The following is a 25,707-nucleotide window of genomic DNA, read 5'->3' as shown; positions in this document are numbered from 1 at the left end:
CTCAACTCACCTCGCGGGCCGCCGCACGGCCCGCCGTGCGGCCCGAGAAGAGGCAGCCGCCGAGGAAGGTGCCTTCGAGCGAGCGGTAGCCGTGCACTCCCCCACCGCCGAACCCGGCGGCCTCCCCGGCCGCGTACACGCCGGGAAGGGGTTCGCCGCCCTCGGTCAGGACGCGCGAGGAGAGGTCGGTCTCCAGGCCGCCGAGCGTCTTGCGCGTGAGGATGTTGAGGCGTACGGCGATGAGGGGGCCCGCCTTGGGGTCCAGGACGCGGTGCGGGGCCGCTGCCCTGATGAGGCGGTCACCGAGGAACTTGCGGGCGCCCCGGATGGCCGTCACCTGGAGATCCTTGGTGAAGGGGTTGGCGATCTCGCGGTCGCGGGCGGCGAGGGTGCGGCTCAGCGCGGCCTCGCCGATGAGGGGCTCCTTGGTGAGCGCGTTCATGCCGCGCACCAGCGCGCCGAGGTCCTTCTCCACCACGAAGTCGACGCCGTGGTCCATGAACGCCTTGACGGGGCCCGGCACTTCGGAGCGCGCCCGGCCGATGACGCCGCGCACCGACTTGCCGGTCAGGTCGGGGTTCTGCTCGGAGCCGCTGAGCATGAACTCCTTGCCGATGATGCGCTGGTTGAGGACGAACCAGGTGTAGTCGTACCCGGTGCTCATGATGTGGTGCAGCGTGCCGAGGGTGTCGAAGCCGGGGAAGAGCGGCACGGGCAGCCGGTCGCCGCGGGCGTCCAGCCACAGGGACGAGGGGCCGGGCAGGATGCGGATGCCGTGCCGGTCCCAGATGGGGTTCCAGTTCTCGATGCCCTCGGTGTAGTGCCACATGCGGTCGCGGTTGATGAGGTGCGCCCCGGCGTCCTCGGCGATGCCGAGCATCTTGCCGTCCACGTGTGCGGGCACTCCGGAGATCATCTTCTCGGGCGGGGTGCCGAGCCGCTCCGGCCAGTTGGCGCGTACGAGGTCGTGGTTGCCGCCGATGCCGCCCGAGGTGACGATCACCGCCTGGGCCCTGAACTCGAAGGTCCCGGCGACCTCGCGGCTGCTGGCCTTGCCCCGCTCGGTGCCCGAGGGCTCAAGGACCTCGCCGCTGACGGTGTCGACGGCGCCCGCGCTGCGCGAGAGCCCGGTGACACGGTGGCGGAACCTCAGCTGGACGAGGCCGCGCGCGACCCCGGCGCGCACCCGCCGCACGAACGGCGCGAGCAGCCCCGGGCCCGTCCCCCAGGTGATGTGGAAGCGCGGTACGGAGTTCCCGTGGCCCTGCGCGTCGTAGCCGCCGCGCTCGGCCCAGCCGACGACCGGGAAGAACCGCACGCCCTGTCCGCGCAGCCAGGACCGCTTCTCACCGGCCGCGAAGTCGACGTACGCCTTGGCCCACTCGCGCGGCCAGCGGTCCTCGGGCCGATCGAAGGCCGCCGTCCCCATCCAGTCCTGGAGCGCCAGCGCGTGGGAGTCCTTGATCCGCATCCGCCGCTGTTCGGGCGAGTCCACGAAGAAGAGCCCGCCGAACGACCAGTGCGCCTGACCGCCGATGGACTGCTCGGGTTCCTGGTCGACGAGGATGACCCGGCGTCCCGCGTCGACGAGTTCCGCGGTGGCCGCGAGCCCGGCGAGTCCCGCCCCGATCACGATCACATCTGCGTCGTACGCCATAAGGGGTCGTCCTCCTCGACAGGGGCCCGCGAAGTTACCGGTGGGTCAGATCCTGGGTAGCGGAGTGCCGCACGTCAACCGGCCGAGCGGGGGAGATTGCCCGGCCGGCGTGGCCCCTCGCTTTTAATAATGGCCAGCATTACAGTGGGTCCATGGCCAGGACATCAGGTCCCGAGACCCGGGAGAAGCTCATCCGCGCCGCCGAGGAGGTCTTCGCCGCGCAGGGCGTCGACGGCGCCCAGCTGCGGGACATCGTCCGGCTCGCGGGACAGAGCAACCCCTCCGCCGTGCAGTACCACTTCGGCTCGCGCGGCGGTCTCCTCGACGCCGTGATGGCGGCGCGCCAGGAGCGCACGGAGCGGGTGCTCGCCGCCGAGCTGAAGCGGGCCGAGCCGAAGCATGCCGAACCGAAGTGGGCCGAACTGGAGCATGCCGAACCGAAGCGGGCCGAACTGAAGCGCGCCGGGGACACCGCGGCGGACTTGCGCGCGCTGCTCACCGCCCTGGTCACCGCCGAGGCCACCGAGCTGCGCACCGAACGCGGCCGCCGCTGCCTGCGGATCTCCGCGCAGCTGAGCCACGAGAGCGGCGTGCGCGGCCGTTCCCCTCACCCGACCATCGACGGCACCGTCTACTGGGAGCTGATCGGGAGGCTGGAGGACCGCCTCGCCCCCGGTCTGCCGGAGCCGGTCCGCCTGGAACGGCTCGACCTCGCCCTGACGATGATCGGCGCCGCGATGGGCGACCGCGCCCGCCAGTACCTGGCCGGTACCGCCCCCCTGACCGGCGAGGACCTCTTCCTTGCCGACCTCGTCGAGACCACCGCGGCGCTGCTGCGGGCCCCCCTTCCCCCTCTTGCCCTTGTTCCCACCCCTGGAGAGACGACATGACCGAGCAGGACCTCACCGGCAGGACCATCGTCATCACCGGCGCCGCCCGCGGCCTCGGCGCCGAGGCCGCCCGCCAGGCGGTCGCCGCCGGGGCGAACGTCGTCCTGACCGACGTGCTCGACGAGGAGGGCGCGGCCACCGCCGCCGGGCTGGGCGGGCGCGCCCGCTTCGCGCACCACGACGTGACGTCCGAGGAGGACTGGCGGCGCGTCGCCGAGCTGGCGGTCGGCGAGTTCGGCGGCATCCACGGCCTGGTGAACAACGCCGGGATATCGGCCGGCCAGTTCCTGGAGTCGGAGTCCGTCGAGCACTTCCGCAAGGTCGTCGACATCAACCTCACCGGCGTCTTCATCGGCATGAAGACCGTGGTCCCCGCCATGAAGGAGGCCGGCGGCGGCTCGATCGTCAACATCTCATCGGCGGCGGGCCTGATGGGCCTCGCGCTCACCGCCGGGTACGGCGCCTCCAAGTGGGGCGTGCGCGGCCTCACGAAGATCGGCGCGGTGGAGATGGGCACCGCCCGCATCCGCGTCAACTCCGTCCACCCCGGCATGACGTACACCCCCATGACCGCCGAGGTCGGCATCGAGAAGGGCGAGGGCAAGTACCCCAACACGCCGATGGGCCGGGTCGGTGAGCCGCACGAGATCGCGGCCGCCATGGTCTTCCTGCTCTCGGACGCCGCGTCGTACGTGACGGGCGCGGAGCTCGCCGTCGACGGCGGCTGGACGGCGGGGCCCACCGTGAAGTACGTCATGGGCCAGTGATCACCATGGGGTTGGATGGGCGGCATGACTGATGCCGCCGTCGGACGATCCGACCCCCGCGAGGAGATCCTGACCGTCGTCGACGAGCACGACGAGGTCGTGGGCACGGCCCCGCGCGGTGAGGTCTACGCGCGCGGCCTGCGCCACCGCTGTGTGTTCATCCAGGCACGCGACGCCGAGGGCCGCGTCTTCGTGCACCGCCGCACCCCGGTCAAGCTGGTCTTTCCTTCCCTGTACGACATGTTCGTGGGCGGCGTGGTCGGGGCGGGCGAGTCGTACGACGACGCGGCGCTGCGCGAGGCGGAGGAAGAGCTGGGTGTACGGGGGCTCCCGCGCCCCACACCGCTCTTCAAGTTCCTCTACGACGACGGCGCCGGGCACTCCTGGTGGTCGTACCTCTACGAAGTGCGCTGCGAGCTGCCGGTGAATCCGCAGGCCGAAGAGGTCGCCTGGCACTCCTTCCTCACCGATGACGAGCTGGAGCGCAAGCTCGGCGTGTGGGAGTGGGTGCCGGACGGGCTCGACGCCTACCACCGTCTGAGGGCCTTCCGCGCGAGCTGATCACCACGGCTTAGGGTGCGGCCGTGAGCAATTTCGTACAGGGTCTGAGGCTGTGGTTCGCGCCCGAGCGCATCCGCGAGGAGGGCGACACCCCCGACTACCGCTTCTCGCTCGCCAATGAGCGCACCTTCCTGGCCTGGCTGCGCACCGCGCTCGCGCTGATCGGCGGCGGCTTCGCCGTGGACCAGTTCCTGCCGGACCTGCGGTGGGGCTGGCGGATCGGGCTCGCCCTTGCGCTGCTCGCCGCGGGCGTCCTGTGCTCGCTGCGGGCGGTCAACCACTGGGTGCGCTGCGAGCGGGCCATGCGGCGCGGCGAGGATCTGCCCGTCGGCCGCTTCCCGACGGTGCTGAGCCTGGCGGTCGCGGTGGTCGCGCTCGCCATGGTGGTGGTCGTGCTCTTCGGGTGGGAGGGGTGACGGAGCGGGAACAGGTCCGTGATCCCGGGCTCCAGCCGGAGCGGACGCGGCTCGCGTGGCGGCGTACGACGTTGTCCTGCACGGTCGCGGCGGTCCTCGCCGGGCGCGCGGTGCTGCACCGGGGACTCACCGCGTCCGGCGTCCTGGTCTGCGCCCTGTGCCTGCTGCTCTGGCTCGGCTTCCTGGCGGTCGCGCACCGCAGGATGGTCGCGCTGACCGCCCACGCGCCCCGGACGCTCGGCGTGCGGGGCGCGTGGGCGGCGGCCCTGTGCACGCTCGCGCTCGCCGTGTGCGCCGCGGCGATGGTGGTCTGAGCGGTCAGTCCGCCCTGCCCGGTTGAGCGATCAGCCCGCCCTGCCCCGGTCGAGCGGTCAGTCGCCCCAGTCCACCCTGACGACGACCTTGCCCCGGGTGCGGCCCTCCTGGCTCAGCCGGTGTGCCTCGGCGGCCCGCTCCAGCGGGAACGTCTCGTCGACGTGCACCGTCACCACGCCCTGCTCCACCAGCTCGGTCAGCCGCCCCAGATCGGCCGCGTCGGGACGTACGAAGCAGTAGCGGCCGCCAAGGCCGATCACCCCGCCGTCCGCGATGGACGCCAGCCGCCCGCCCTCCGCGAGGAGCTCGACGGACGCCCTGAGGGTGTCACCGCCGACGGTGTCGAACGCCGCGTCGACGCCCTCGGGGGCCAGGCCGCGGACCCGCTCGACGAGTCCCTCCCCGTACGTCACCGGCTCCGCGCCCAGCTCGCGCAGGTAGTCGTGGTTGCGCTCGCTGGCGGTGCCGATGACGCGGGCGCCCGCGTGCCGGGCGAGCTGCACCGCGATGGAGCCGACGCCGCCGGCCGCCGCGTGCACGAGGACGGTGTCGCCCTCCTTGACCTCAAGCGCCTCTTCGATCACCTGGTAGGCGGTGAGCCCGGCGAGCGGCAGGCCCGCCGCCTCCTCGAAGGAGAGGTTGCGCGGCTTGCGGGCGAGGGTGCGCACGGGGGCGGCGACGTACTCGGCGAAGGTGCCGCGCGAGAGGAAGTCCTCGCGTACGTAACCGATGACCTCGTCGCCGACGGCGAACTCCGGGACGGAGGCGCCCGGCTGGACCACCACTCCGGCGACGTCCCAGCCCGGGATCACGGGGAAGACCGCGTCGAGGGCCCCGTCGAGGTGGCCCTCGCGGCACTTCCAGTCGACGGGGTTCACGGCGGCGGCCCGCACCTTCACCAGGACGGAGTCGGGGCCGACCTTGGGGTCGCGCACCTCGCCGTACTCAAGGACTTCCGGTCCGCCGTAGCGGTGGTAGCTGATCGCCTTCATGGGTCGCCTTCCCGGAGGACAGGGAAACATCGACAAGACTTGCATAACGGGATCAAAGGGGCATCGGGGGCTAGCCTGAGAGGGTCAGTCCTCCCCGCAGTCACAGAAGGTGCGCGCCATGACCACGCTCCACCACGAACACCCGGTGCACGACCACATCCATGGCCCGGCCTGCGGCCATCCCGAGGTCCCGCACGGCGACCATGTCGACTACGCGCACGACGGTCATCTGCACCGGCTCCACTCCGACCACTACGACGAGTGCGAGCCGACCGGCCATACGGCCCACCGGGGTCACGACCACGCGCACGGTGACGGCTGCGGGCATGACGCCGTCACGCATGGCGATCATGTGGACTACGTCCACGACGGGCATCGGCATGCCGCCCATGACGGGCACTGGGACGATCACTGATCGGTCCGCCCGCCCACGTCGGAGCCCCGCGCCCCTTAGGGGGCGGGGCCTCTGGACGGCATACCGACTGGTCGGCATCATGGGGTGGCACGCCACCGCCACGCCGATCAGGAGCGAAGATGAGCTCAGACCACCCGCCGGGCCTGGACCTCGACCAGTTGCGCGGCCACCTCGACCGCGAGCGGCCAGGCCTGGCCGGCGGGCCGCTCACCGCCCGGCTGATCGAGGGCGGCCGGTCCAATCTGACGTACGCCGTGACGGACGGCGCGGCGCGCTGGGTCGTGCGGCGGCCCCCGCTCGGCCACGTGCTGGCCACCGCGCACGACATGAAGCGCGAGCACCGCGTGATCGCGGCCCTGCATCCGACGGACGTGCCGGTACCCGCGCCGGTCCTGCTCTGCGAGGACGACTCCGTCCTCGGGGCGCCCTTCTACGTCATGGAGTTCGTGGACGGTACGCCGTACCGCACCGCCGAGGAGCTGGCGCCGCTCGGCCCCGAGCGCACCCGCGCCGCGGTGCTCGGTCTTCTCGACACGCTCGTCGACCTGCACGCCGTGGACCCCGCGGCGGTCGGGCTCGGCGACTTCGGGCGGCCCGACGGCTTCCTCGACCGGCAGCTGCGCCGCTGGGGCAAGCAGCTGGACGCCTCCCGCAACCGCGACCTCGCCGGGATCGACGAGCTGCACGCGGCGCTCGGCCGCTCCCTGCCCGCCTCGCCCGCGCCGACCGTCATCCACGGCGACTACCGCCTGGACAACGTCCTGATCGGCGACGACGACCGGATCAAGGCCATCCTCGACTGGGAGATGTCCACGCTCGGCGATCCGCTCACCGACCTGGGTCTGCTCGTGATGTACAGCGCGCGGCTGGAGGTGCCCGACTCCCCCGTCAGCACCACGGCGGGCGCGCCGGGCCACCCGGACCCCGCCGAACTGATCGAACGGTACGCCGCGCGCTCGGGGCGCGACGTGTCGGCCGTCTCCTGGTACACCGCCTTCGCGTGGTTCAAGCTCGCCGTGATCCTGGAGGGCATCCACTACCGCTACACGCTCGGCCAGACGGTCGGCGCGGGCTTCGACCGGATCGGCGAACTCGTACCCGTGTTCATCGAGCACGGCCTGACCACCCTTCAGGAAGGCTGACCGCACCATGGACTTCGCGTTCGACGCACGCACCGAGGAACTCCGTGCCAAGCTGCTCGCCTTCATGGACGAGTACGTCCATCCGGCGGAGGCCGTCGCCGATGAGCAGCGCGCCCACCTGGCCTCTCCGTGGGACACCCCGGCCGCGGTCGAGGAGTTGAAGGCCGAGGCCCGCCGCCAGGGCCTGTGGAACCTCTTCCTTCCCGACCCCGAGCACGGCGCCGGGCTCACCAACCTCCAGTACGCGCCGCTCGCCGAGATAACCGGCCGCTCCCCGCAGCTGGCGCCCACCGCGCTGAACTGCGCGGCCCCGGACACCGGCAACATGGAGGTGCTCGCGCAGTTCGGCAGCGAGGAGCAGAAGAAGCGGTGGCTCCAGCCGCTGCTGGCCGGTGAGATCCGCTCGGCGTTCGCGATGACCGAGCCGGAGGTGGCCTCCTCCGACGCCACGAACATCACGACGCTCATCGAGCGCTCCCCGGACGGCTCCGAGTACGTCATCACCGGCCGTAAGTGGTACATCTCCGGGGCGATGAACCCCGACTGCGAGATCTTCATCGTGATGGGCAAGACCGACCCGGACGGCTCCGACATCCGCCGCCAGCAGTCCATGGTGCTCGTCCCGCGCGGCACCCCGGGCCTTGAGGTCCGGCGCGCCATGCGGGTGTACGGGTACGAGGACCACTACCACGGCGGCCACGCGGAAGTCGTCTTCGACCGCGTCCGGGTGCCCGCCTCGAACCTGATCGGCGAGGAGGGCGGCGGCTTCGCCATCGCGCAGGCGCGGCTCGGCCCCGGCCGCATCCACCACTGCATGCGGCTGATCGGCATGGCCGAGCGGGCCATCGAGCTGATGTGCGAGCGGGCGGTTTCGCGCACGGCGTTCGGGAAGCCGCTGGCCCAGCAGGGCGTCGTACAGGAGTGGATCGCGGACGCGCGGGTCGCCGTGGAGCAGCTGCGGCTGCTCGTCCTGAAGACGGCCTGGCTGATGGACACCGTCGGCAACCGGGGTGCCCATACCGAGATCCAGGCCATCAAGATCGCGACCCCGCGCGCGGTGGTCGACATCCTCGACCGGGCGGTGCAGCTGCACGGCGCGGGCGGTGTCAGCCAGGACTTCCCGCTGGCCGAACTGTGGGCGGCGGCGCGGACGCTGCGCCTGGCGGACGGTCCTGACGAGGTGCACCAGCGATCCCTCGCCCGGCGGGAGTTGAAGAAGTACCTCTGAAGCACCCTGAAGCACCTCTGAAGCACCTCTGAGGGTTCCGTACGCCCCGTACGCCCCGTGCGTCCTTCTCCACGCCCCTTCTGATGTCGTCCTTCCGGCGTACCATCGCATACGCCGGGAGGGCGACATGACCGACTCAGCACATGCGGCGCTGGAGCGCCTCGTCGTGGGGCAGGCCCAGGCGGTCACGGCCCTGAGCCGCCTCATCGACATGCACTTCTCGTGGTTCGACATGCCGGACCCCCAGCACCGGCCGCCGAACGCGCTCATCATCGGCCCGACCGGCACGGGCAAGACGCACGCCATCAAGGTCGCCGCCGACGCGCTCAGGATTCCCTGCCTGGTGGTCGACTCCACGCGCCTGGTGAGCACGGGCAGTTCGACGAACCTCACCCTTGAGGACATCCTGCAGTCGCTCGTGAAGCGCGCCCGCCCGATGTCCGGGGGCGACGCTCCGGAGGACGTCGCGGCCCGCGGGATCATCTTCCTCGACGAGTTCGACAAACTGCGCTACACCAAGGCCACCGACGACACCGCGGCGGTCCAGCGACGCCTGCTGCAGTTCATCGAGGGCGACAGCCTCGACCTGGCGCCCGGCGAGTACGACACCCCACGCGATCTGGACACCCAGGGAATCCTGTTCATCGCGGCCGGCGCGTTCAGCAACATCCAGAGCGTCAAGCACAAACGCGGGGGGACCGTCTGGGGGGATCTCATCAGGCCCGAGGACGTGCACCGGTACGGCTTCCTGGAGGAGCTCGCCGCCCGCCTCCCGATCATCATCCGCTTCGACGAGCTCGACGCGGAGGACCTGCGCGAGATCCTCGGCCGGGACGAGGTGTCGCCGCTGAAGTTCTACCGCGAGTACTTCAGCCGGCACGGATTCCAGCTGGACATCGCGCCCGAGGCGCAGATCGAGATCGCCAAGGCCGCCGCCGAGTCGAAGCTCGGCGCGCGCGGCCTGCACCAGGAGCTGTTCCCCGTCCTCAACGACCTCGCGAATCAGCTGATCCCCGCCGACTCCACCACGCGCGACGCCCCACCGCACACGCGTTTCGAGGTGACGTCGACGATCCACCGCCAGCTGAAGAGCGGCAGCTTCGAGCTGCAGCCCGAGCACCTGAACCTCATCGACCGGCCAGCGACGGAGCCCGATCTGTGAACGACGAACTGGAGCGCGCCCTGCGCGACCGCAACTACGCGGGCGTCTTCCTCGACCAGGTGACGTGGGACGACTTCTGCACCGGGTTCACCGAGTTCGTGGGGAACATCCGGGGGTTCACCTTCGAGGCGATCCTCTCCGGTGTGGGGCGGTGGGCGAATCTCATCGACGCGAGCCGAGTGGCGCTCCGGCTGCACGGCGCCATCGAGGAGGCGCTCATCGAGGCGCGGTTCGCCAACATCCCGAACCTGGAGACGAACATCAACGACGAGCGTCTCAACTTCCAGTTCCGGGACACCGACTACGCCTTCGGCCTGGATCTCCACGGCGACGGACGGATCCAGATCAGCCGTCCCGGATCCACCCTGCGCACGTTCCACCGCTGGTACACGCACTTCATGCCCGCCGTGCCCGGCATCCTCATCAAGGCCATCGCCGCCTTCGACGCGGAACTGCACCGGACCCTGGAGGGCAACGACAGCGGACCGGTGGCGGCCGACGAGATCGAGCAGCGGGTGAAGCTGCTCACCGCCTCCTTCGCCTTCGATGTCGTCTGCCACAACTTCCGCCCGCACCGCGAGCGCGACCGGCAGGTCCGCAATCTCGACGTCATGATGAAGAACATCGCGATCCGGCTGCCCGACGCGGACGGCCGTATCGACCGCGGCGCCGACGGCGCCCCGCACCACCGGGACTTCGGCAGCTACGGCCGCATGGACTACCGGGTGAGCCGCACGCACCCGGTCCGCGAGGGCATCATCCAGCAGCTCCAGGTCATGGCGCCCTCGGCCTCCGACTGGAGCGGCCTGTTCTTCCAACTGGCGTACAGCGGAGCGGACTTCGGCTCCGACGCGCAGGGGGAGCGGGTCCGTATCGACTCGCAGTACTTCCTTCAGCCCGCCGCCGGGGCCGACGCCTACATCTCCTTCTTCCGCGACATCGGGCTCAGGGGTTTCGTCCACTCCGTCACCGAGGGGTACGACTTCGACACCACGTCCGGAAGCCTCGCCTGACGGAGGCGGGAGAGACGGGGGAGACTCGGGAAAGGACGCGACAGCCATGGCGCAGAACCCGACCGACAGCCTCCTGCGCACATCGCGGGGCGCGGACCATCCGCACCGGGTCGCGATGGGCCTCGCCGACGACGCCGTGCAGCGCTGCGAGGTCCTCCAGCCGTTGATCGTCTTCGGCCCGCAGCGCAGCGGCAAGACCACGAGTGTCGTCATCCCCGCGGTCCTGGAGTGGGCCGGTCCCTGCCTGGTCACCTCGGTGCGGTTCGACGTGGTCGCCGCCACCCTCGAACACCGCAGCTCGCTCGGTGAGGTGTTCATCTTCGACCCGGCCGGGCTCACCGAGTCCATCGGGCAGCGGTTCGCGGCGCACTGCGTGGGATGGAGCCCCCTGGACTCGATCACGGTCTGGGACGACGCGGTGCGCCAGGCGGACGCGCTCTCCACCGGCACCGACTTCAAGAGCGTCACCAACGGCGACTTCTGGTCCAGCCAGGCACGGCTGCTGCTCACCCCACTGCTGTTCGCCGCGGCACGCACCGGCGGCACCATGGGTGACGTACTGGAATGGCTCGGGATGAACGCGGCGGAGCTGGTGGACGTCCTGGCGGAGCGGCGTCTGCTGCTGAACAGCGAAACGCAGTCCAGCGGCTGGCGCCGCTGCCTCGGCCGCCTGATCAACTACGAGAACTACGACAGCACCACCTACGGCTCCATCTGTGCCACGGCCGCGACGACCCTGGAGGCCTTCGCTCTCGAAGGTGTCGACCGGCGCTGCGCCCAGACCAGGCGCCTGTCGCTCCAGACGCTCCTCGACGGCGGCCACCACACTCTGTTCCTGTGCGCACCGCCCCATCAGCAGCGGCAGTTCATGCCGTTGTTCACCGCCCTGGCCCGGCAGGTCGTCAACGAGACGATCGACCGCAACGGCAGGCCGGACAAGAAGGACGGCCAGGGAGTCATCGAGGTCCCGCTCATGCTCTGCCTCGACGAGGCGGGGAACATCGCCAAACTCGACGACCTGGACACGTTCGCCACGACGGCGGCCGGCAGCGGCATCCAGCTGATCTCCGTCTTCCACGACATGAGCCAGTTGTACGCGACCTACGGCCAGGACCGCGGCGCGCTCATCGTCAACAACCACCGGGGCAAACTGTTCCTGCCCGGCAACAGCGACACCCGCACCGGCGTCTTCCTCCACGAACAGCTGGCGACGTCGGACGTACGCCGCCACAAGCGCCGCGGCTGGGACCGCTCCGACCTGCGCGAGATGTCGGCCAAGTCCGCGCTGTGCCTGTACGGCGGGCTGCAGCCCGAGCTGCTCGACCTGCGGCGCTGGAAGGACGATCCGGCGCTGAACGGCCTCGTCGAGGCGGCGCGCGCCGCCTACCGCATGCCGGCGGCGGGAGCGGCGCCCCCGCCGCCGCCCGCGAGCGCGTCCGAGCCCGAGTCCGCCGCCACCCGTGAGGAGCTGGTGCGACTGCGGGACTTCGTCCTGGACATCATCGAGCGGCACGACCTCGACAGCTCGGTCCTCTCGTGCTGGTACGCGCACCGCGGCGTCATCGACGAGCTGCTCGCCCTCAAGACGGCCAAGGGGACCAGCGCGGCCGTCGACTGGTACTACATGCTGGACAATTCCGCACGGCGCATCGCGCTGCTGCTGCGCCGCTGCCGGGCGGGCCATGTGCCGACGGCCGCGTACCGGGCCCGCGAGGAGCACCGCGAGCAGATCGACCGGGTGATCGCGGCACTGCCCGCGCCCGCGCCTCCTCCGCCACCACCCGACGGGGACGTCCCCTTCTGAGGGGGCGCGCGGCCTCAGGCCGTCGGAGCCGCCAGGCCCGGATAGCTCCGGCGGCGCTTGGCGACGGAACCACGGACGACGTCCAGTTCCCGCAGGGTCAGCCGGGACACGTCGCCGACATCGAAGACCGTGATCTCACGTGCCCAGGTGTGGGTGTCCAGGACGTCACCGCCCAGGTCCTCGGCCAGGACCTCGATGGTGTGCTGCCAACGCCCGTGCCGCGCCTGCCAGTCGCCCACCGCGCACTCGCGCTCGTAGAGGAAGGTGTGCTCCGCCGAGGGCGAGACGCGCACATCCTCGGTGCCGGACGGCGTGAGCGGGTAGCGCACCACGACGGGTTCCGTCCCCCAGTTCTTCACCACCCAGCGGGTCGCCAGGCGCACGGCCAGGCCGGGCGGCCCTTCCGGGACGGGCGTGCCGGGCCGGATCGTGGTGGTGCGCCCGTTGCTGACCAGGCACGCCGTCCAGGTGTCGAAGGTGACGCTCACCCGGGGCGCGGACTGGTCGAGGCGGGCGCGCACGGCCTCGCGGTACGTGTCCAGGGCGTTGCTGTACTCCCTGCGCCACGCCTCGTTCTGGGCCCGCGCCTCACCGCGCATCTGGGCCAGCTGGTCCTGGCCCGCCTTGAAGACCGCCCAGGTGAAGATGACGAACGCCACGTTCGCGCCGGCCACCACGGCGTTCACGAGGTTGCCGCCGAGGTTGCTGTCGCTGAGAGGCACCACCAGACCGATCAGCAGCACCAGCGCGGCGCCGCCGAGTACGGCGGCCCACCGGGTGACGGCACGCTGCCACAGGTCGGGCCCCGGTGGACTCACGGCCGCAGCGCCCTCAGCAGCAGGTCCGCCAAGTGGTCCGCGACCTGCTGCGGAGTGAGGGGGCCCTCCGGGCGGTACCAGGTGGACAGGTGGTGGACGGAGCCGAAGTGGTAGTCCACCACCAGGTCCGCCGGGGTCGCCGTGGAGAAGACGCCGGACTCCTGGCCCTCCTCGATCAGGGCCCGGAACCGCTCGTGGTAGCGGCGCCGCTCCGCGCGTACCTGTTTGTTCTTCTCGGGGCCGAGGTGGTGCATGGAGCGGAAGAAGATCGAGGCGTCGTCGAGGTTGTCGATGGTGGTGACCACGACGTCCGCGGCTGCGTCGCGGACCCGCCGCTCGACCGGGGCCTTCGCGTCCGCGATGGCGTCGAGCCGCTCCTGCTGGACGCGGAGCACACGGGCGTAGACCTCGTGGAGCAGGTCGTCCTTGGAGCCGAAGTAGTGGTAGAGCGCGCCCTTGGTGACGCCGGCCGCCTCCACGATCTCCTGCACCGAGGTGCGGTCGTAGCCCTGGTCGGCGAAGAGCCGGGTGGCGGCGGCCAGCAGCCGCTGCGGGACGGGCGTGCCGTCACCGTCCGTCGTCCTGGCCACTGCCGCCACCTGCCTTTCGTGTCACTGACTGTTCTGTGCGCGGGAGCGCAGCTCCCGCCGGAGGATCTTCCCACTTGTGGTCTTCGGCAACTCCGCCAGGATCTCGACCTCGCGCGGGTACTTGTACGCGGCGAGCCGCTCCTTGCAGTACGCGGTCAGCTCCTCCGCGTCGGTCCCACTGCCCGGACGCAGACTGACGCACGCCTTGACGCTCTCCCCTCGGTAGCTGTCGGGCACCCCGACGACGGCCGCCTCGCGCACGCTCGGGTGGGAGTAGAGGACGTCCTCCACCTCGCGCGGCCAGACCTTGAAGCCGGAGGCGTTGATCATGTCCTTCTTGCGGTCGACGACGTAGAGCCAGCCTGCCGGGTCCATGAAGCCGATGTCCCCGGTGCGCAGTTCTCCGTCGGGGAACGCCTCGGCGGTGGCGTCGGGGCGTTGCCAGTAGCCGGGGACGACCTGGGGGCCGCGTACGACGATCTCGCCGTGCTCCCCGAAGGGGACCTCCCGGCCGGAGTCGTCCAGGACGCGTACGACCGTCTCGGGGCCCGGCACGCCGACGGCGAGGGTCCCCGAGACCGGGTCGACGGGCGCCTCCTGGCCCGGCGGCACGGAGGCGCAGGGCGCGGTGCACTCGGTGAGGCCGTAGCCGTTGTGGAGGTAGGGCCCGAAGGCCGCGCGGAACTTCTCCACGAGGGCCGGGGGCAGCGGCGCGCCGCCCGAGGAGATCAGCGCGAAGGAGTCGAAGTGGGCGCGGGTGACGGAAGGGTGGGCGGCCAGTGCCATGAAGGCGGTGGACGGGCCGACCGTGTAGGCGGGGCGGTGCTCGGTGAAGGCGTCGAGGACCACGCCGGCCTCGAAGCGGTAGGCGAGCGCGAGGGTGCCCGCGTTGGCGATGCACCCCGCGACCTGCGCGACCATGCCGGTGATGTGGAAGAGCGGCGCCATCGCGAAGTAGCAGGCGCCCTCCGGGATTCCGGAGCCGGTGCGCTGGCGTTCCGCGTTGTAGGTGATGTTGCGGTGGGTGTTCATGGCGCCCTTGGGGGTGCCGCTGGTGCCCGACGTGTAGCTGATGAGCGCCACGTCCGAGGGGCCGAGTCCGCGGCCGTCGGGGGCCTGGAGCCCCTGGCGGGCGACCGCCAGGAGGTCGTCGGCGTCGGCGGCGACGGGCAGGCGCTCGAAGTCGAGGACCCGGGGGTCGTCGCGGCTCTGGAGGTCGAGCTGGCAGGCGGTGAGCACGACCCGCACCGGCGAGTCCGCCGCCGTGTCGCGCAGATACGTCTCCCAGGCGCGGTCCGCGCAGATCAGCGCGGTCACGTCGGCGTCGGCGAGGACGTGACCGACCTCCGCCGACTTGTACATGGGATTGACCGGCACCACCGTCGCGCCCGCCTTCCACGCGCCGAGGAGCGCGAGCACGAAGTGCGGGGTGTTCTGGAGCAGGATCGCGACGCGGTCGCCCCGTGCGACGCCGCGCGCGGCGAGGTGTCCGGCGACGGAGTCGCTGAGGGCGTCGGTCTCGCGGTAGCTCAGGCGGCCGTCGAAGTAGGCGAGGGCGGTGTGCTCGGGGGCGCGGGCGACGGCGGCGCGGAAGGCGTGGACCATGGAGGGGGCGGGGTTCACGGGGCCGCGCTGGGCGTCGTTGAGGCGGACGAGCCAGGGCTTGGCGGCGTAGATCGAACCGTTCGGGGCCTCGGGGGACTTGGTCACCGCTGCGTCGCCTCCCACTTCTGCTGGATGTGGTTCATGCCGGTCAGCCACTTGTCGGGGGTGGCGGCGCGGGCCTCGTAGTACGCGGCGACCTCGGGGTGGGGCAGGATCAGGAAGCGGTCCTCGGCCATGCCCGCGAAGAGGGCGGCCGCGACGTCCTCCGGTTCGATCGCGGTGGGCGTGAGCACGAGGTCGCCCGCGGTGCCGGTGGCGGCGAGCATGTCGGTGCGCACGCCCTGCGGGCAGATCGCGTGGACCTTGAGGCCGCGGTGGCGGTAGGTGAGCGAGAGCCACTCGGCGAAGGCGTACGCGCCGTGCTTGGAAACGCTGTAGGGGGCGGCGCCGATCATGGTGAGCAGCCCGGCCGCGGAGACGGTCGATATGAATCGCCCGTGGCCGCGCTCCAGCCAGCCGGGCAGCAGCGCCTGCGCGGCCCGTACGTGCGCCATGACGTTGACGTCCCAGGCCGCGGCCCAGACCTCCTCGGACGCGGCCTCGCTGCCGCCGGAGCCGAGCCCGGCGTTGGCGCAGTACACGTCGACCGAGCCGCCGAGCGCCTCGGTGGCCCGCGCCGCGATGCGGGAGGCGTCCCCGGGCACGGCGATGCCGCCCACCTCGTCGGCGACGGCCTCGGCCTTGGCTCCGTCCAGGTCGTTGACGACGACACGTGCCCCTTCGGCGGCGAAGCGGCGGGCGAGCGCGGCTCCGATCCCGCCGCCGGCGCCGGTGACGACTACTCCCTTGTCCTGCAGGGTCTCCACGACCGGTCTCCTTCGGCCTCGGGCTCGACCACGGCTCGCGCGGCCCGTCTGTGACAGCAGACTAACCAGTCGGTATGTCACGGCGAAAGGGGGCGGCCACGAGGAGGCGGAGGGCGCGGCGCCTCCGCCGCACGGGGGAAGCGGATCATGCGCTGGTCTGATCCCCGCGCGCCTGGGATCCGGAACAGTGGCCCCATGACGAGGGACCATCTGTGACGATCTGGCTGATGTCGTTCCCGGCGTTCACGTGTGCGCTGGCGTTGTTCGCCCTGATGGAGAGCGTGTGGCGGTGGTTCACGGGGCTGGGCCTGATCCCCTGGCTGCGCAGGCGCACGGGGCGGTCGCTGTCGAACATCGCCTTCGACGAGTTCACCGCGGTCGTGAACGGAAACAAGACGGCGGAGCTGGAGCAGCGGCGGGTGGAGCTGCTGCGACGGGACGACGAGAGCGACGGCGCGCCACCCCGCTCCCGAATCGACCTGGCCCAGGGCACGGCGTTCATCGTGCTGCCCCAGGCAGTCCAGGAAAGGCCTGGACGCCGGGCCGTCCGCGGTGATACTGACCCGGTCTCAGCTTCCGAGACAGGCCGTCCCAGGTATTGACTGCTCCCTACATCCACCGTGAGAGTGCCGCTCGTGCACAGCGAAGCGACAGCATCACAGAAGCAGCAGAAGCCGCAGGTCCAGGACTTGCAGAACGCCGACGGCAGTCCCGAAAGCATGCGCCGGGTCGCCGTCGCGTCCTTCATCGGGACGGCCATCGAGTTCTACGACTTCTACATCTACGGCACGGCCGCCGCCCTCGTCCTGAACCAGGCGTTCTTCCCGACCCTGGACCCGGTCAACGCCACGCTGGCGTCGTTCTCCACGTACGCGGTGGCGTTCGCGGCGCGGCCCATCGGCTCGGTGATCTTCGGGCACTTCGGCGACCGGGTGGGCCGCAAGTCCGTCCTGGTGGCCTCGCTGCTCCTGATGGGACTCTCGACCGCCCTCGTCGGTCTCCTGCCCGGCTACGGCACATGGGGGATCTGGGCGCCGCTGCTGCTCATCCTGCTCCGCTTCCTCCAGGGCATCGGGCTCGGCGGCGAGTGGGGCGGGGCGGCGCTGCTCGCGGTGGAGCACGCGCCGAAGAAGAAGCGCGGACTGTACGCCGCCTTCCCCCAGCTCGGCCCGTCCGTCGGGTTCTTCGCGGCGACCGGCGTCTTCTGGCTGCTCTCGTCCGTGCTGTCCGACGACGCGTTCCGCACCTGGGGCTGGCGCGTGCCGTTCCTGCTCTCCTTCCTGCTCGTCGGCGTCGGACTCTTCGTACGGCTGCGGATCAGCGAGACGCCGGTCTTCGCGAAGGTCATGGAGGCGCAGGAGGCCAGCAAGGTCCCCGCGCTCGACGTGCTCCGCCGCCACCCGCGCGAACTGCTGCTCGGCGCCGGCGGCATGGTCGTCGCGTACGGCCTCTTCTACACCGCCACGACGTACTGCCTCGCCTATGCCACCGGCACCCTGCACATCTCCCGCAACACCATGCTGGGCCTGTCCCTCGTGGCCTGCCTCTTCCTCGCGGCCGGCACCTGGCTCGCCGCGACGCGCTCCGACGGCGCGGGGCGGCGCAGGCTCGTCCTCGTGGGCACGGGGCTCGCGGCGGTGTGGGGGCTCGTGCTCTTCCCGCTCCTGGACACCGGGCAGCCGGTGCTCATCGCGCTCGCCCTGGGCGGCGCGCTGTTCTGCATGGGCGTGGTCTACGGCCCGATGGGCGCCTATCTGCCGGAGCTGTTCGGCGCGAACGTGCGCTACTCGGGTGCCTCGCTCGCCTACAACCTGGGCGGCGTGCTCGGCGGTGCCGTCTCGCCGCTGGTGGCGACCCGGCTGCAGTCGGCGTTCGGTTCCTCGTCGGTGGGCTGGTACGTGAGCGCGATGGCCGTCGTGTCCCTGCTCTGCGTCCTCGCGCTGCCGGAGACCCGGGAGCGAGAACTGTCCTGAGCCGCGCGGAGTCTGGTCAGGCGGGCCCGGCGGCAGGACCATACCGGCGTGGAGCCCTACTGGGAATTGACCTTCGACGCCGACGGCGACGTCGACACCGAGCAGCGCGCGCGGCTGCTGTCCGGCACGGAGCGCGAGAGCGTCACCGACCTGCTGGTCTTCGCGCACGGCTGGAACAACGACAAGAAGGACGCCCGCAAGCTGTACCGGCGCTTCTTCGCCCCCTGTCAGGAGCTGGCCGGAGCGGGGGTGCGCCTCGGCTACGTCGGGCTGCTCTGGCCCGCCATCCGCTTCCCCGACGAGCCGATCCCCGACTTCGATCCCTCGGCCGCCGCCGCGGGCGCCGCGCCGCCCGGTGGTCCCGGCCTCGACGCGGCCACCCGGGAGGCGCTCGACCGCGCCTTCCCCGACCACGGTCCGACGCTCGACCGGATCGCCGAGCTGCTCGCGGAGCGCTCGGATGTCCCCTCACGCGTCTACGAGTTCGGGCGGCACGTCCGTGAGCTGGTCTCCCTGCGTGAGACGAGCCCGGCCCGGAACCTGGGCGAGGACACCGGCGGGGGCGAGCCCGCCATGCTCACCGACGACGCGGTCCAGGTCTGCGAGGTGCTCGCGGCGGCCCGCGCCGACACCGGGCAGCCCGCGCTCTTCGGGGACCTGCGTGACCGGGTGTGGAACGGCGCGCACGAGCTGCTGCGGCAGGGCACCTACTACGCGATGAAGCGGCGGGCGGGCGCGGTGGGCCAGCTGGGGCTCGGCCCCGCCATCGGCCTGCTCGCCGCCGACGTGTCCGGCATCAGGGTGCATCTGATCGGGCACAGCTTCGGCGGCCGGCTCGTCTCGTACGCGCTGCGCGGCATGCCAGCCGACGTACGCGCGGTGAAGTCGGTGACGCTGCTCCAAGGGGCCTTCTCGCACTACGCGTTCGCCGAGCGCCTGCCGCACGACCGGTCGCGCGGCGGCGCCCTGCACGGTGTGCAGCACCGCATCGACGGCCCCCTCATCTCCTGCCACTCGCGCCACGACGACGCCCTGGGGCGGCTCTATCCCCTGGCGTCGAAGCTGGCCGGTGACTCCACGAGCTTCCTGAACCTGTTCGAGCGCTGGGGCGCCATCGGCTACGACGGCTTCCGGGCGGTGGACGGCTGCAAGCGCGTCAAGCTGGGCGAGAAGCTGCCGACCAAGGGGTGTGTGAGCGTGGACGCGGCGTCGGTGGTGCGGCGCGGCGGTCCGCCCGCCGGCGCGCACAGCGACGTGTGCCATGAGGAACTGGCGCGTGCCGTGTTCGCCGCCGGGCGGATCGCCATGGCCTAGTTCCCTCCGGCCCGGTGGCGGGGGAACTCGACGACCTGCTGGTACGTCGGGCGGTTCTGCCACTGGACCGGCTTGTGCGTGACGCCGCCGAGCGCGCGGTGGATGATCGCGTCCGCGCACCACTGGTCACCGGACCGGCACGCGTCGTCGCCGGGGTAGACCTCGGTGGCGGGCTTGGCGACGGCCTGCGCGAGGGTGGCGAGGAGGGTGTCGCGGCACGCGTCGAGCTTGCCGTCGCCGCAGTAGGCGTCGGCAAGCTCGCCCTTCACCGGCTGCCCGAGGACCTTGCGCAGGTCCTTGTCGGCGTAGCCCCACCAGCCGTACTGGAAGGCCGACCCGGCGTGCGCCCCCGTGGGCCCGTGGCCCGCGGAGGGTGCCTCGTCGGTGCTCAGCTGCGCGGTCAGGGCGTCGTACAGGTCCTTGCCCAGGCCCGGCTTGAACTCGGCCTCGATCAGCAGTGGCCACCAGGCGTCCATGACGCGTACGGCGTCGGGGTGGGCGTACGTCTTGGAACCCGCCGACGCCTGGTCGCGCCGCGCGCCCGCCTTGCGCCAGGCCTCCAACTGCTGGACGGCCTTGGAGAGTCGCGGATCGGTGACCGGCTCGCTGCGCACCACCTTCAGCAGTTCGGGCAGCACCTGCTCGCCGCGCAGGTCGGTGACGGCCGCCTCGGACATGGCCTGTGTGAGCGCGGCGCGGGTGACGCCGCCCTCCTCGGTGAGCTTCTTGACCCGCCCGTCGAGCAGGTCGCCGCGGTGCACGGCGCTGACGCCGAAGCCCGCCGTGCTGAAGTCCTTGGCCTGCTTGTTGTTCCAGGAGATGTAGTAGTCCTGGTCGACGGACTGGGGGTGTTCGGCGGGCGGGGTCCGCGCCGAGGTGTTGTTCTCCGGGTCGAAGTCCCGCCACTCGTACGCCTGTCGGCCTTCGACCGGCAGCGCCGGGTCGACGCTCCCGGCGCGCTCGGGGTTGGCGCCGCTGTTGTAGTACGCGATGTCGCGCGAGTCGGCGTAGAACCAGTTGAAGGCGTAGCTGATGTTCTGCGCCGCCTTCTTGAAGCTCGCGGCGTCCTTGACGTACGAGGGGTCGTTCAGCATCTGGAAGCCGATGATCGAGTCGGCCTCGTGGCGGTAGGTGGAGCGCAGGGAGACGTACGCGACGGGCTTGGAACCGACGCTCGCGCGGTGGGTCACGATGCCGTACTTGGTGCGGAAGACCTGCATGCGGTAGGAGCCGGCGGCCGTGGAGTCGGCGAGGGTCGGCTTCCAGGCGTTCTTGCGCTCCAGCTTCTCCATGGGCGTGCAGGTGCCCCGGTACAGGTAGCCGGTGGACTGCTTGGTGGGCGTGCCGCCGCCCGGCTCGCAGAGCTCCACGGCGTACGTGTCCGTGATGTCCTGCCCGGCGGAGGTGGCCGACCACGCGTAGTCCTGGCCGCGCCCCAGCTGGACGTACATCCCGACGCCCGCGAAGGAGACGCCCCGGGCGCTGATGCCGGGCCCCTGGAGCTCCTGCTGCATGAGCAGCTGAGGGGCGAAGTAGCCGGTCTGGGGGCCGAAGACGGCGACCGGGTTTCCGCTCGCGGTGTGCTTGCCGGAGACGAGCAGGGCGTTCGACATGCCCTTCTTGTGGCCGTCGGGCCGGAAGAGGTCGGCGGGCAGGACGCCCTTGTCGAACATGCCCTGGAGCGGCTTGAGTTTCTCGGGCGCCTTGACCGGGTCCTTCGCGCCGGACTTGGCGCCGCCCTCACGGTCGTACACGAGCTGCTCGCGTTCGACCGAGCCCGGGTCGGGCAGGGCGGTGCCGCGTGCCTTCTCCGGCTTGCCCGCGTAGGGGAAGCTCGTGCCGTCGTGGACGGTCTGGACGGCCTCGGGGTCGTTGCGGGCGCGGAAGGACTCCCAGACCTCCGTGCCCTTCTCGACGCCGTACTTCTCCTGGGACTTCAGGAGGGAGAGGGCGGATTCGACCTCTCCGCCGCCGCCGTTGCCGAAGAGCCCGCCGACGACCGAGGCCAGCGCGATCATGTCGGTGACCTTGAAGGGTTCGATCTCGCCGATGTTGGTGATCGCGTCGATCTTGCCGGTCAGGACGTACTCGCCGGGGAAGTAGCGGCCGTTCTTGGACTTCTCGCGGTAGGCGTTGAGCCCGTCGATGTAGGCCTGCGCGTCCTCCATGGCCTGCCTGCCGCGCTCCCCCTGCGTCGACCTGATGTACTCGACCTGCTTCTCCAGGTCCTTCTCCGTGTACGGGGCCTGCGGCCAGAACTGCTGCTCAAGGCCCTGGTTGGCGGGCGCGCCGCCCGCGAAGGACGTCAGCTCGCCGCGGCCTATGTGCCGGAAGAGGTCGATGAGCCAGAGCCGGTCCTGCCCGGCGGCGAAGCCCGCGCCGAACTCGGTGCCGTAGCGCGTGGTGCCCTTGATGTGCGGGATGCCGTACTTCTTGTCGCGCGTGATCGTCACGTCGTCGCGCGGCTTGGTGACCGAAGCGATCTGGCCGTCGCGCACCCCGAAGGAGGTGTCGTTGAAGAACTCTGTGAGACGGTCGTCGGTGAGGGAGGGGTAGCCGGAGGGCAGCGCGTCGTACGGGCCCAGCTGATCGTCGGCGTGCGCGGGCCGGGTGCCGAGGAGCCGGTGGGAGAGGATCTCGGCGAGTGTCGCGTTGCCGTTGGCGCCGGGCGGCAGGATGTCCGCGCACTGGCCCCCGCAGTAGTCGGCGCCCTGCTCGGCACCACTGCGCTCGGCGGTGGGCTCCCGGGGCGCCGCGCCCGCCCCCGGCGGTGGCGCCAGCAGGCAGGCGCCGAGTGCGAGCGCCGCTCCCGCCGTGAGCGTTCTGAGTCTGACGACGCGTCGTCGCATGGCTGCTCCTCCGGGTACTGCGGAAGGCGGACGCGGCGGAGGTTACTGGCGAGTCGGCGATCCCGGAAGATGAACAAGCGTCGCTTTTTCCGAATCACCACAACGCGCCCCCTTCGTGGGCGCATCAGTACTGCTCAGGCGGGCAGGCGAAAAGCTGTCGCCTCGAAAGGGAGCCGATTCGCGTGTCGATACGTCTACTCGGCGACGTCGTTTCGACTTCGGTTCGATTGCGACGCCGGCAGATACGGAACACGGGGTACCAGTACGGAAGTACGTGTGACGGAGGTGCAGGGCGATGGCCGGATTCCGGAGTCTCGCGAGACAGGTGCGTGATCCACAGAGCGATCTGGCACTGCGGCGCTACTCGCTGCGCAAGTGCCTGGAGAGGTTCGCCCCCTACGGACACCGGGCGACCTGGGACCATCTGTGCTCACGGGCGGGTTTCGGGCCCGAGGACAGGTCGCCCGAACCGGCGAGGCTGGTGGCCGCGCTGGAGGAACTCGAGGCGGCGCGCGCGGTCTGGCTCACCTACGAGGCGGGCTTCGCCGAGCGCCGCCGCAAGGAGAAGCACGACGGGCTCAGGCGCCCCGGCAGCGAGGACGACTGGCACCGCCGCACCTGGGGCGGCTGCGGCGTCGCCTGGTGCGACGACCCGGACGTCCACCCCCGCGCCCCCCTCGCCGAAGTGCTGCGGCGGCTGATCGCGGCGCTGGAGAGGGAGCCGGGCGCGTCCTGCCCCGTCTGTGGGGACACGTCCCTGGTGTGGAAGCGCGGTCTGGCGCACGAGCCGTCCTCGGGGGCGGTCTGCACGGGCTGCGGCATCGTCGTGCCCGCTCCCGTGCTCACACCGGACGCGGTGGCCCGGGCGCGGGCGCGCAGCCTGCGGCCCCTGGTCTCGGCATGAGGAACGGAGCGGTCAGGGCGTGATCACGTCCGTGTGGATGGCCAGTTTGAACTGGGCGTGCGTCAGCGGCGTGGCGAGCTTCACGTCTCCCACGCCGCGCGCCGATATCTTCAGCCCGACGGGCGTCTCCGGGTGCACGAACATCTGCCAGACGTAGGACCTGAACTGACTGCCACGGGTGGGCGCGGAGTCGGTCGTCGCGGTCGAGTCGTACCCGGTGGTCAGGTTCAGCGGGTCACGGACGAAGCGTGAGCGGTACTCGGTGGGACCGCTGTCCGGCCGCCAGAAGACCAGCGCGGAGAGCACGCCCCAGCCGTCGTGGCTCGGCCAGATCAGCCCCGAGTGGGCGTGCGGGAAACTTGAGGGGCCGCTGCCGCTCTTCGCCGGGTCATGCATGCGCCACGGATCGTACGACTCCTCGCCCGCTCCGTACGGGAAACGCACGAGGTGGTAGCCGTCGCTGTCGTACTTGATGGTCTGCGGCCCGTGCTGTGCGGCGTCCCACTTCAACGAGCAGATGGCAACCGACATCGGCCCTCCCCCTGAGTGATGTTGTGTGAGCCCCTGCTTCGTGCTTCCTGCTTCCTGCTTTCTTCTTCTACTGCTTCTCTTGTACTACTTCCCGGGGCGGCCCTCCACCATCAGGCGGGAGCCCGTGAGCCGTTCGCCGAAGGCGTCATCAGGGTTGGACAGCACGCACGTCTCCAGGGACAGACAGCCGCAGCCGATGCAGTCCGTGAGGTGGTCGCGGAGTCGGCCCAGCTGTTTGATGCGTGCGTCCAGTTCCGCGCGCCAGTGCTCCGAGAGGTGCGCCCAGTCCTCGCGGTTGGGCGTGCGCTCCTCGGGCAGCGAGTCGAGGGCCTCGCGGATCGTGGCGAGCGGGATGCCGACGCGCTGGGACGCGCGGATGAAGGCGACGCGGCGCAGCGTGTCGCGGTGGTAGCGGCGCTGGTTGCCCGAGGTGCGGCGGCTGCTGATGAGGCCCTTGGTCTCGTAGAAGTGCAGGGCGGAGACGGCGGCGCCACTTCGGGCGGAGAGCTGGCCGACCGTGAGTTCGTGGACCTTCTCTGGAATCTGGGGCACCCCTGGAACCCTAATGGCCGGTGCGTTGACACGCGTCGGCGCGCCCCGCACGCTGAGCAAGCGCTTAGTCGCACCTACTGATGACTTGATGACTTGATCGCACATGTCTAGGAGGCCAGGGATGGCGGAGCCGAGGATCTTCACGTCGGCCGAGGAACTGCGCGCCGGAGTCGGCGGGCAGCTCGGGTACAGCGACTGGCTGGAGATCGACCAGAAGCGGATCGACCTCTTCGCCGAGGCCACGGGCGATCACCAGTGGATCCACGTGGACGCCGGGAAGGCGGCCGCCGGTCCCTTCGGGACGACCATCGCGCACGGCTATCTGACCCTGTCGCTGCTGCCGAGCCTGGTACCGCAGGTCATGCGCGTCGAGGGCATGAAGATGGGCATCAACTACGGCACCAACAAGGTCCGCTTCCCCTCCACGGTGCCGGTCGGCTCGCGACTGCGGGCCACCGCCACGCTCACGGACGTGACGCCCACGAAGGACGGCGGCGTGCAGGTGACGGCCCAGGTGACCGTGGAGCGCGAGGGCGCCGACAAGCCCGCGTGCGTGGCCGAGTCGGTGTCGCGCTACTACTTCTGAGCCGGGGGCCTGCTTCCCGACTGCTTCTGAGCTGCCGGGGCCCTACTTCCCGGCACCCACCATGCGCAGTACGAGGTCGGCGTAGAGCGCGCCGACCTCGTCGGGCGTCCGGTGCCCCGCCACGTTGAACCAGCGGGCCACGTCGATGCAGAGCGAGAGCACGGCGAGCGTGGTGCCCGGCACGTCCGGGACGTCGAACTCCCCCGCGCGCACACCGTCGTTGATGATGCCCCGCACCGCCGCGTCCGACTCGCGGCGCAGCGCGACGATCTCCGTGCGGTGCTCCTCGCCGAGCGCGTCCAGCTCGTACTGCACCACGCGCGCGGTCATGTGGTGGGCGGCGTGCCAGCCGACGAAGGAGCGCACGGCCGCCGTGAGCCGGTCGGCCGCGCCGCCCTCGCCGTCCGCCGCGGTGCGCAGGATGGCCAGGGCCTTGTCGTGGCCGATCCTGCTGATGCGGTGGAGCAGCTCTTCCTTCGTCTTGTAGTGGATGTAGAGCGCGGCGGGGCTCATCCCGGCGCGGCCCGCGATGTCACGGGTCGTGGTCGCGTGGTAGCCGCGCTCGGCGAAGGCCTCGACGGCGGCGATCAGCAGCCGCCTGGCCGCGTCGGGGCTGACCTCGCCCCACGGCTGCTCCTCGACGCCGGTCTCCTCCGCCGCACTCATGCCCGCTCCTTCGCACCTGACCCGGTCTGCCGGGAGGGACACCATACCCTTGACGGTGAGCAAGCGCTTAGAGAGAGATGGCCGGGTGTCC

General features: G+C 71.1%; 26 protein-coding genes. 16 read left to right on the top strand and 10 right to left on the bottom strand.

All coding sequences use genetic code 11. From position 1 onward, the window contains the following. Nucleotide 1: 1 nt before the first annotated feature. A complete protein-coding gene (locus tag ACWDZ7_RS25565) occupies nt 2-1,657 on the bottom strand; it encodes an FAD-binding dehydrogenase (protein WP_451800104.1) in 1,656 nt (551 codons plus the stop codon). A gap of 152 nt (nt 1,658-1,809) precedes the next feature. On the opposite strand from ACWDZ7_RS25565, the gene ACWDZ7_RS25560 reads away from it, so the two are divergent. Genes ACWDZ7_RS25560 through ACWDZ7_RS25540 form a run of 5 tightly spaced genes read left to right on the top strand, consistent with a single transcriptional unit; the run spans nt 1,810 to nt 4,605 of the window. After that, nucleotides 1,810-2,547, top strand: a complete 738-nt coding sequence (locus ACWDZ7_RS25560) for a TetR family transcriptional regulator (protein WP_451800103.1) — start codon at nt 1,810-1,812, stop codon at nt 2,545-2,547. After that, nucleotides 2,544-3,314: a glucose 1-dehydrogenase gene (locus ACWDZ7_RS25555; protein WP_451800102.1), complete on the top strand. Its 771-nt coding sequence runs from the start codon at nt 2,544-2,546 to the stop codon at nt 3,312-3,314. Before ACWDZ7_RS25560 ends, ACWDZ7_RS25555 begins: the two co-directional genes overlap by 4 nt. A 24-nt stretch (nt 3,315-3,338) precedes the next feature. Beyond that, nucleotides 3,339-3,875: an NUDIX hydrolase gene (locus ACWDZ7_RS25550; RefSeq protein ID WP_451800100.1), complete on the top strand. Its 537-nt coding sequence runs from the start codon at nt 3,339-3,341 to the stop codon at nt 3,873-3,875. Nucleotides 3,876-3,898: 23 nt separating this feature from the next. After that, entirely contained in the window at nt 3,899-4,291 is a 393-nt protein-coding gene (locus tag ACWDZ7_RS25545; RefSeq protein ID WP_451800098.1) for a YidH family protein, read from the top strand. Beyond that, nucleotides 4,279-4,605 carry a DUF202 domain-containing protein gene (locus ACWDZ7_RS25540; RefSeq protein ID WP_451800097.1) on the top strand — a complete coding sequence of 109 codons (327 nt, stop codon included), beginning with the start codon at nt 4,279-4,281 and terminating at the stop codon, nt 4,603-4,605. The genes ACWDZ7_RS25545 and ACWDZ7_RS25540 overlap by 13 nt, the downstream gene beginning before the upstream one ends. A gap of 57 nt (nt 4,606-4,662) precedes the next feature. Here ACWDZ7_RS25540 and ACWDZ7_RS25535 read toward each other — a convergent pair whose 3' ends face one another. Beyond that, nucleotides 4,663-5,598: an NADP-dependent oxidoreductase gene (locus tag ACWDZ7_RS25535; protein ID WP_451516777.1), complete on the bottom strand. Its 936-nt coding sequence runs from the start codon at nt 5,596-5,598 to the stop codon at nt 4,663-4,665. Between the two features lie 118 nt (nt 5,599-5,716). On the opposite strand from ACWDZ7_RS25535, the gene ACWDZ7_RS25530 reads away from it, so the two are divergent. From ACWDZ7_RS25530 to ACWDZ7_RS25505, 6 genes are all read left to right on the top strand, one after another. Beyond that, nucleotides 5,717-6,013 carry a hypothetical protein gene (locus ACWDZ7_RS25530; protein ID WP_451800095.1) on the top strand — a complete coding sequence of 99 codons (297 nt, stop codon included), beginning with the start codon at nt 5,717-5,719 and terminating at the stop codon, nt 6,011-6,013. Between the two features lie 119 nt (nt 6,014-6,132). Then, nucleotides 6,133-7,155, top strand: coding sequence for a phosphotransferase family protein (locus ACWDZ7_RS25525; RefSeq protein WP_451800093.1), 1,023 nt, complete (start codon nt 6,133-6,135; stop codon nt 7,153-7,155). A 7-nt stretch (nt 7,156-7,162) separates the two neighbouring features. Beyond that, on the top strand, nt 7,163-8,383 hold the full coding sequence (locus ACWDZ7_RS25520) for an acyl-CoA dehydrogenase family protein (RefSeq protein WP_451800091.1): 1,221 nt from the start codon (nt 7,163-7,165) through the stop codon (nt 8,381-8,383). Between the two features lie 127 nt (nt 8,384-8,510). Continuing rightward, nucleotides 8,511-9,545 (top strand): AAA family ATPase, encoded by a 1,035-nt coding sequence (locus tag ACWDZ7_RS25515; RefSeq protein WP_451800090.1) that lies wholly within the window; start codon nt 8,511-8,513, stop codon nt 9,543-9,545. Further along, nucleotides 9,542-10,558, top strand: coding sequence for a hypothetical protein (locus tag ACWDZ7_RS25510; RefSeq protein WP_451800089.1), 1,017 nt, complete (start codon nt 9,542-9,544; stop codon nt 10,556-10,558). Before ACWDZ7_RS25515 ends, ACWDZ7_RS25510 begins: the two co-directional genes overlap by 4 nt. 46 nt (nt 10,559-10,604) lie before the next feature. Continuing rightward, the gene (locus tag ACWDZ7_RS25505; protein WP_451800088.1) at nt 10,605-12,362 is read left to right on the top strand and encodes a type IV secretory system conjugative DNA transfer family protein; all 1,758 of its coding nucleotides are present in this window, start codon (nt 10,605-10,607) and stop codon (nt 12,360-12,362) included. 14 nt (nt 12,363-12,376) lie between these two features. On the opposite strand, the gene ACWDZ7_RS25500 is transcribed toward ACWDZ7_RS25505, so the two are convergent. Genes ACWDZ7_RS25500 through ACWDZ7_RS25485 form a run of 4 tightly spaced genes read right to left on the bottom strand, consistent with a single transcriptional unit; the run spans nt 12,377 to nt 16,241 of the window. Next, the gene (locus ACWDZ7_RS25500) at nt 12,377-13,180 is read right to left on the bottom strand and encodes a hypothetical protein (protein ID WP_451800086.1); all 804 of its coding nucleotides are present in this window, start codon (nt 13,178-13,180) and stop codon (nt 12,377-12,379) included. Continuing rightward, nucleotides 13,177-13,770, bottom strand: coding sequence for a TetR/AcrR family transcriptional regulator (locus tag ACWDZ7_RS25495; RefSeq protein ID WP_451800085.1), 594 nt, complete (start codon nt 13,768-13,770; stop codon nt 13,177-13,179). The genes ACWDZ7_RS25500 and ACWDZ7_RS25495 overlap by 4 nt, the downstream gene beginning before the upstream one ends. Before the next feature lie 21 nt (nt 13,771-13,791). Beyond that, nucleotides 13,792-15,480: a class I adenylate-forming enzyme family protein gene (locus ACWDZ7_RS25490; protein WP_451800083.1), complete on the bottom strand. Its 1,689-nt coding sequence runs from the start codon at nt 15,478-15,480 to the stop codon at nt 13,792-13,794. Further along, entirely contained in the window at nt 15,477-16,241 is a 765-nt protein-coding gene (locus ACWDZ7_RS25485) for an SDR family oxidoreductase (protein ID WP_451800081.1), read from the bottom strand. The genes ACWDZ7_RS25490 and ACWDZ7_RS25485 overlap by 4 nt, the downstream gene beginning before the upstream one ends. A 212-nt stretch (nt 16,242-16,453) precedes the next feature. On the opposite strand from ACWDZ7_RS25485, the gene ACWDZ7_RS25480 reads away from it, so the two are divergent. The 3 genes from ACWDZ7_RS25480 (at nt 16,454) to ACWDZ7_RS25470 (ending at nt 19,528) form a co-directional block, all read left to right on the top strand. Next, nucleotides 16,454-16,843: a DUF6191 domain-containing protein gene (locus ACWDZ7_RS25480; RefSeq protein WP_451800080.1), complete on the top strand. Its 390-nt coding sequence runs from the start codon at nt 16,454-16,456 to the stop codon at nt 16,841-16,843. Nucleotides 16,844-16,960: 117 nt separating this feature from the next. Next, nucleotides 16,961-18,214, top strand: coding sequence for an MFS transporter (locus ACWDZ7_RS25475; RefSeq protein WP_451800212.1), 1,254 nt, complete (start codon nt 16,961-16,963; stop codon nt 18,212-18,214). Between the two features lie 48 nt (nt 18,215-18,262). Continuing rightward, on the top strand, nt 18,263-19,528 hold the full coding sequence (locus ACWDZ7_RS25470) for a serine-threonine protein kinase (protein WP_451800078.1): 1,266 nt from the start codon (nt 18,263-18,265) through the stop codon (nt 19,526-19,528). Here the strand turns inward: ACWDZ7_RS25470 and ACWDZ7_RS25465 are convergent. Then, nucleotides 19,525-22,377, bottom strand: coding sequence for a penicillin acylase family protein (locus tag ACWDZ7_RS25465; RefSeq protein WP_451800076.1), 2,853 nt, complete (start codon nt 22,375-22,377; stop codon nt 19,525-19,527). The genes ACWDZ7_RS25470 and ACWDZ7_RS25465 overlap by 4 nt on opposite strands. A gap of 295 nt (nt 22,378-22,672) precedes the next feature. Between ACWDZ7_RS25465 and ACWDZ7_RS25460 the strand changes: the two genes are divergently transcribed. Continuing rightward, nucleotides 22,673-23,281, top strand: a complete 609-nt coding sequence (locus ACWDZ7_RS25460; RefSeq protein WP_451800075.1) for a hypothetical protein — start codon at nt 22,673-22,675, stop codon at nt 23,279-23,281. Between the two features lie 12 nt (nt 23,282-23,293). On the opposite strand, the gene ACWDZ7_RS25455 is transcribed toward ACWDZ7_RS25460, so the two are convergent. Continuing rightward, nucleotides 23,294-23,812 (bottom strand): hypothetical protein, encoded by a 519-nt coding sequence (locus ACWDZ7_RS25455; RefSeq protein ID WP_451800073.1) that lies wholly within the window; start codon nt 23,810-23,812, stop codon nt 23,294-23,296. 84 nt (nt 23,813-23,896) lie between these two features. Continuing rightward, a complete protein-coding gene (gene soxR / locus ACWDZ7_RS25450) occupies nt 23,897-24,364 on the bottom strand; it encodes a redox-sensitive transcriptional activator SoxR (protein WP_451800071.1) in 468 nt (155 codons plus the stop codon). Between the two features lie 121 nt (nt 24,365-24,485). On the opposite strand from soxR, the gene ACWDZ7_RS25445 reads away from it, so the two are divergent. Beyond that, complete coding sequence (locus ACWDZ7_RS25445) at nt 24,486-24,950, top strand: MaoC family dehydratase (RefSeq protein WP_451800069.1); 465 nt, start codon at nt 24,486-24,488, stop codon at nt 24,948-24,950. A 42-nt stretch (nt 24,951-24,992) separates the two neighbouring features. On the opposite strand, the gene ACWDZ7_RS25440 is transcribed toward ACWDZ7_RS25445, so the two are convergent. Beyond that, on the bottom strand, nt 24,993-25,616 hold the full coding sequence (locus ACWDZ7_RS25440) for a TetR/AcrR family transcriptional regulator (RefSeq protein ID WP_451516756.1): 624 nt from the start codon (nt 25,614-25,616) through the stop codon (nt 24,993-24,995). Nucleotides 25,617-25,707: the final 91 nt, after the last annotated feature.

It is taken from the genome of Streptomyces sp. NPDC003032 (assembly GCF_053591415.1).
This window is presented reverse-complemented; position numbering and strand designations above follow the sequence as displayed.

Bases quoted from the DNA above. Each gene is read 5' to 3' on its own strand.
- ACWDZ7_RS25475 (WP_451800212.1), top strand. From the start codon at position 16,961: ATGCGCCGGGTCGCCGTCGCGTCCTTCATCGGGACGGCCATCGAGTTC.
- ACWDZ7_RS25535 (WP_451516777.1), bottom strand. From the start codon at position 5,598: ATGAAGGCGATCAGCTACCACCGCTACGGCGGACCGGAAGTCCTTGAG.
- ACWDZ7_RS25445 (WP_451800069.1), top strand. From the start codon at position 24,486: ATGGCGGAGCCGAGGATCTTCACGTCGGCCGAGGAACTGCGCGCCGGA.
- ACWDZ7_RS25505 (WP_451800088.1), top strand. From the start codon at position 10,605: ATGGCGCAGAACCCGACCGACAGCCTCCTGCGCACATCGCGGGGCGCG.
- ACWDZ7_RS25455 (WP_451800073.1), bottom strand. From the start codon at position 23,812: ATGTCGGTTGCCATCTGCTCGTTGAAGTGGGACGCCGCACAGCACGGG.
- ACWDZ7_RS25550 (WP_451800100.1), top strand. From the start codon at position 3,339: ATGACTGATGCCGCCGTCGGACGATCCGACCCCCGCGAGGAGATCCTG.
- ACWDZ7_RS25440 (WP_451516756.1), bottom strand. From the start codon at position 25,616: ATGAGTGCGGCGGAGGAGACCGGCGTCGAGGAGCAGCCGTGGGGCGAG.
- ACWDZ7_RS25560 (WP_451800103.1), top strand. From the start codon at position 1,810: ATGGCCAGGACATCAGGTCCCGAGACCCGGGAGAAGCTCATCCGCGCC.
- ACWDZ7_RS25520 (WP_451800091.1), top strand. From the start codon at position 7,163: ATGGACTTCGCGTTCGACGCACGCACCGAGGAACTCCGTGCCAAGCTG.
- ACWDZ7_RS25530 (WP_451800095.1), top strand. From the start codon at position 5,717: ATGACCACGCTCCACCACGAACACCCGGTGCACGACCACATCCATGGC.
- ACWDZ7_RS25565 (WP_451800104.1), bottom strand. From the start codon at position 1,657: ATGGCGTACGACGCAGATGTGATCGTGATCGGGGCGGGACTCGCCGGG.
- ACWDZ7_RS25460 (WP_451800075.1), top strand. From the start codon at position 22,673: ATGGCCGGATTCCGGAGTCTCGCGAGACAGGTGCGTGATCCACAGAGC.
- ACWDZ7_RS25515 (WP_451800090.1), top strand. From the start codon at position 8,511: ATGACCGACTCAGCACATGCGGCGCTGGAGCGCCTCGTCGTGGGGCAG.
- ACWDZ7_RS25555 (WP_451800102.1), top strand. From the start codon at position 2,544: ATGACCGAGCAGGACCTCACCGGCAGGACCATCGTCATCACCGGCGCC.
- ACWDZ7_RS25465 (WP_451800076.1), bottom strand. From the start codon at position 22,377: ATGCGACGACGCGTCGTCAGACTCAGAACGCTCACGGCGGGAGCGGCG.
- ACWDZ7_RS25525 (WP_451800093.1), top strand. From the start codon at position 6,133: ATGAGCTCAGACCACCCGCCGGGCCTGGACCTCGACCAGTTGCGCGGC.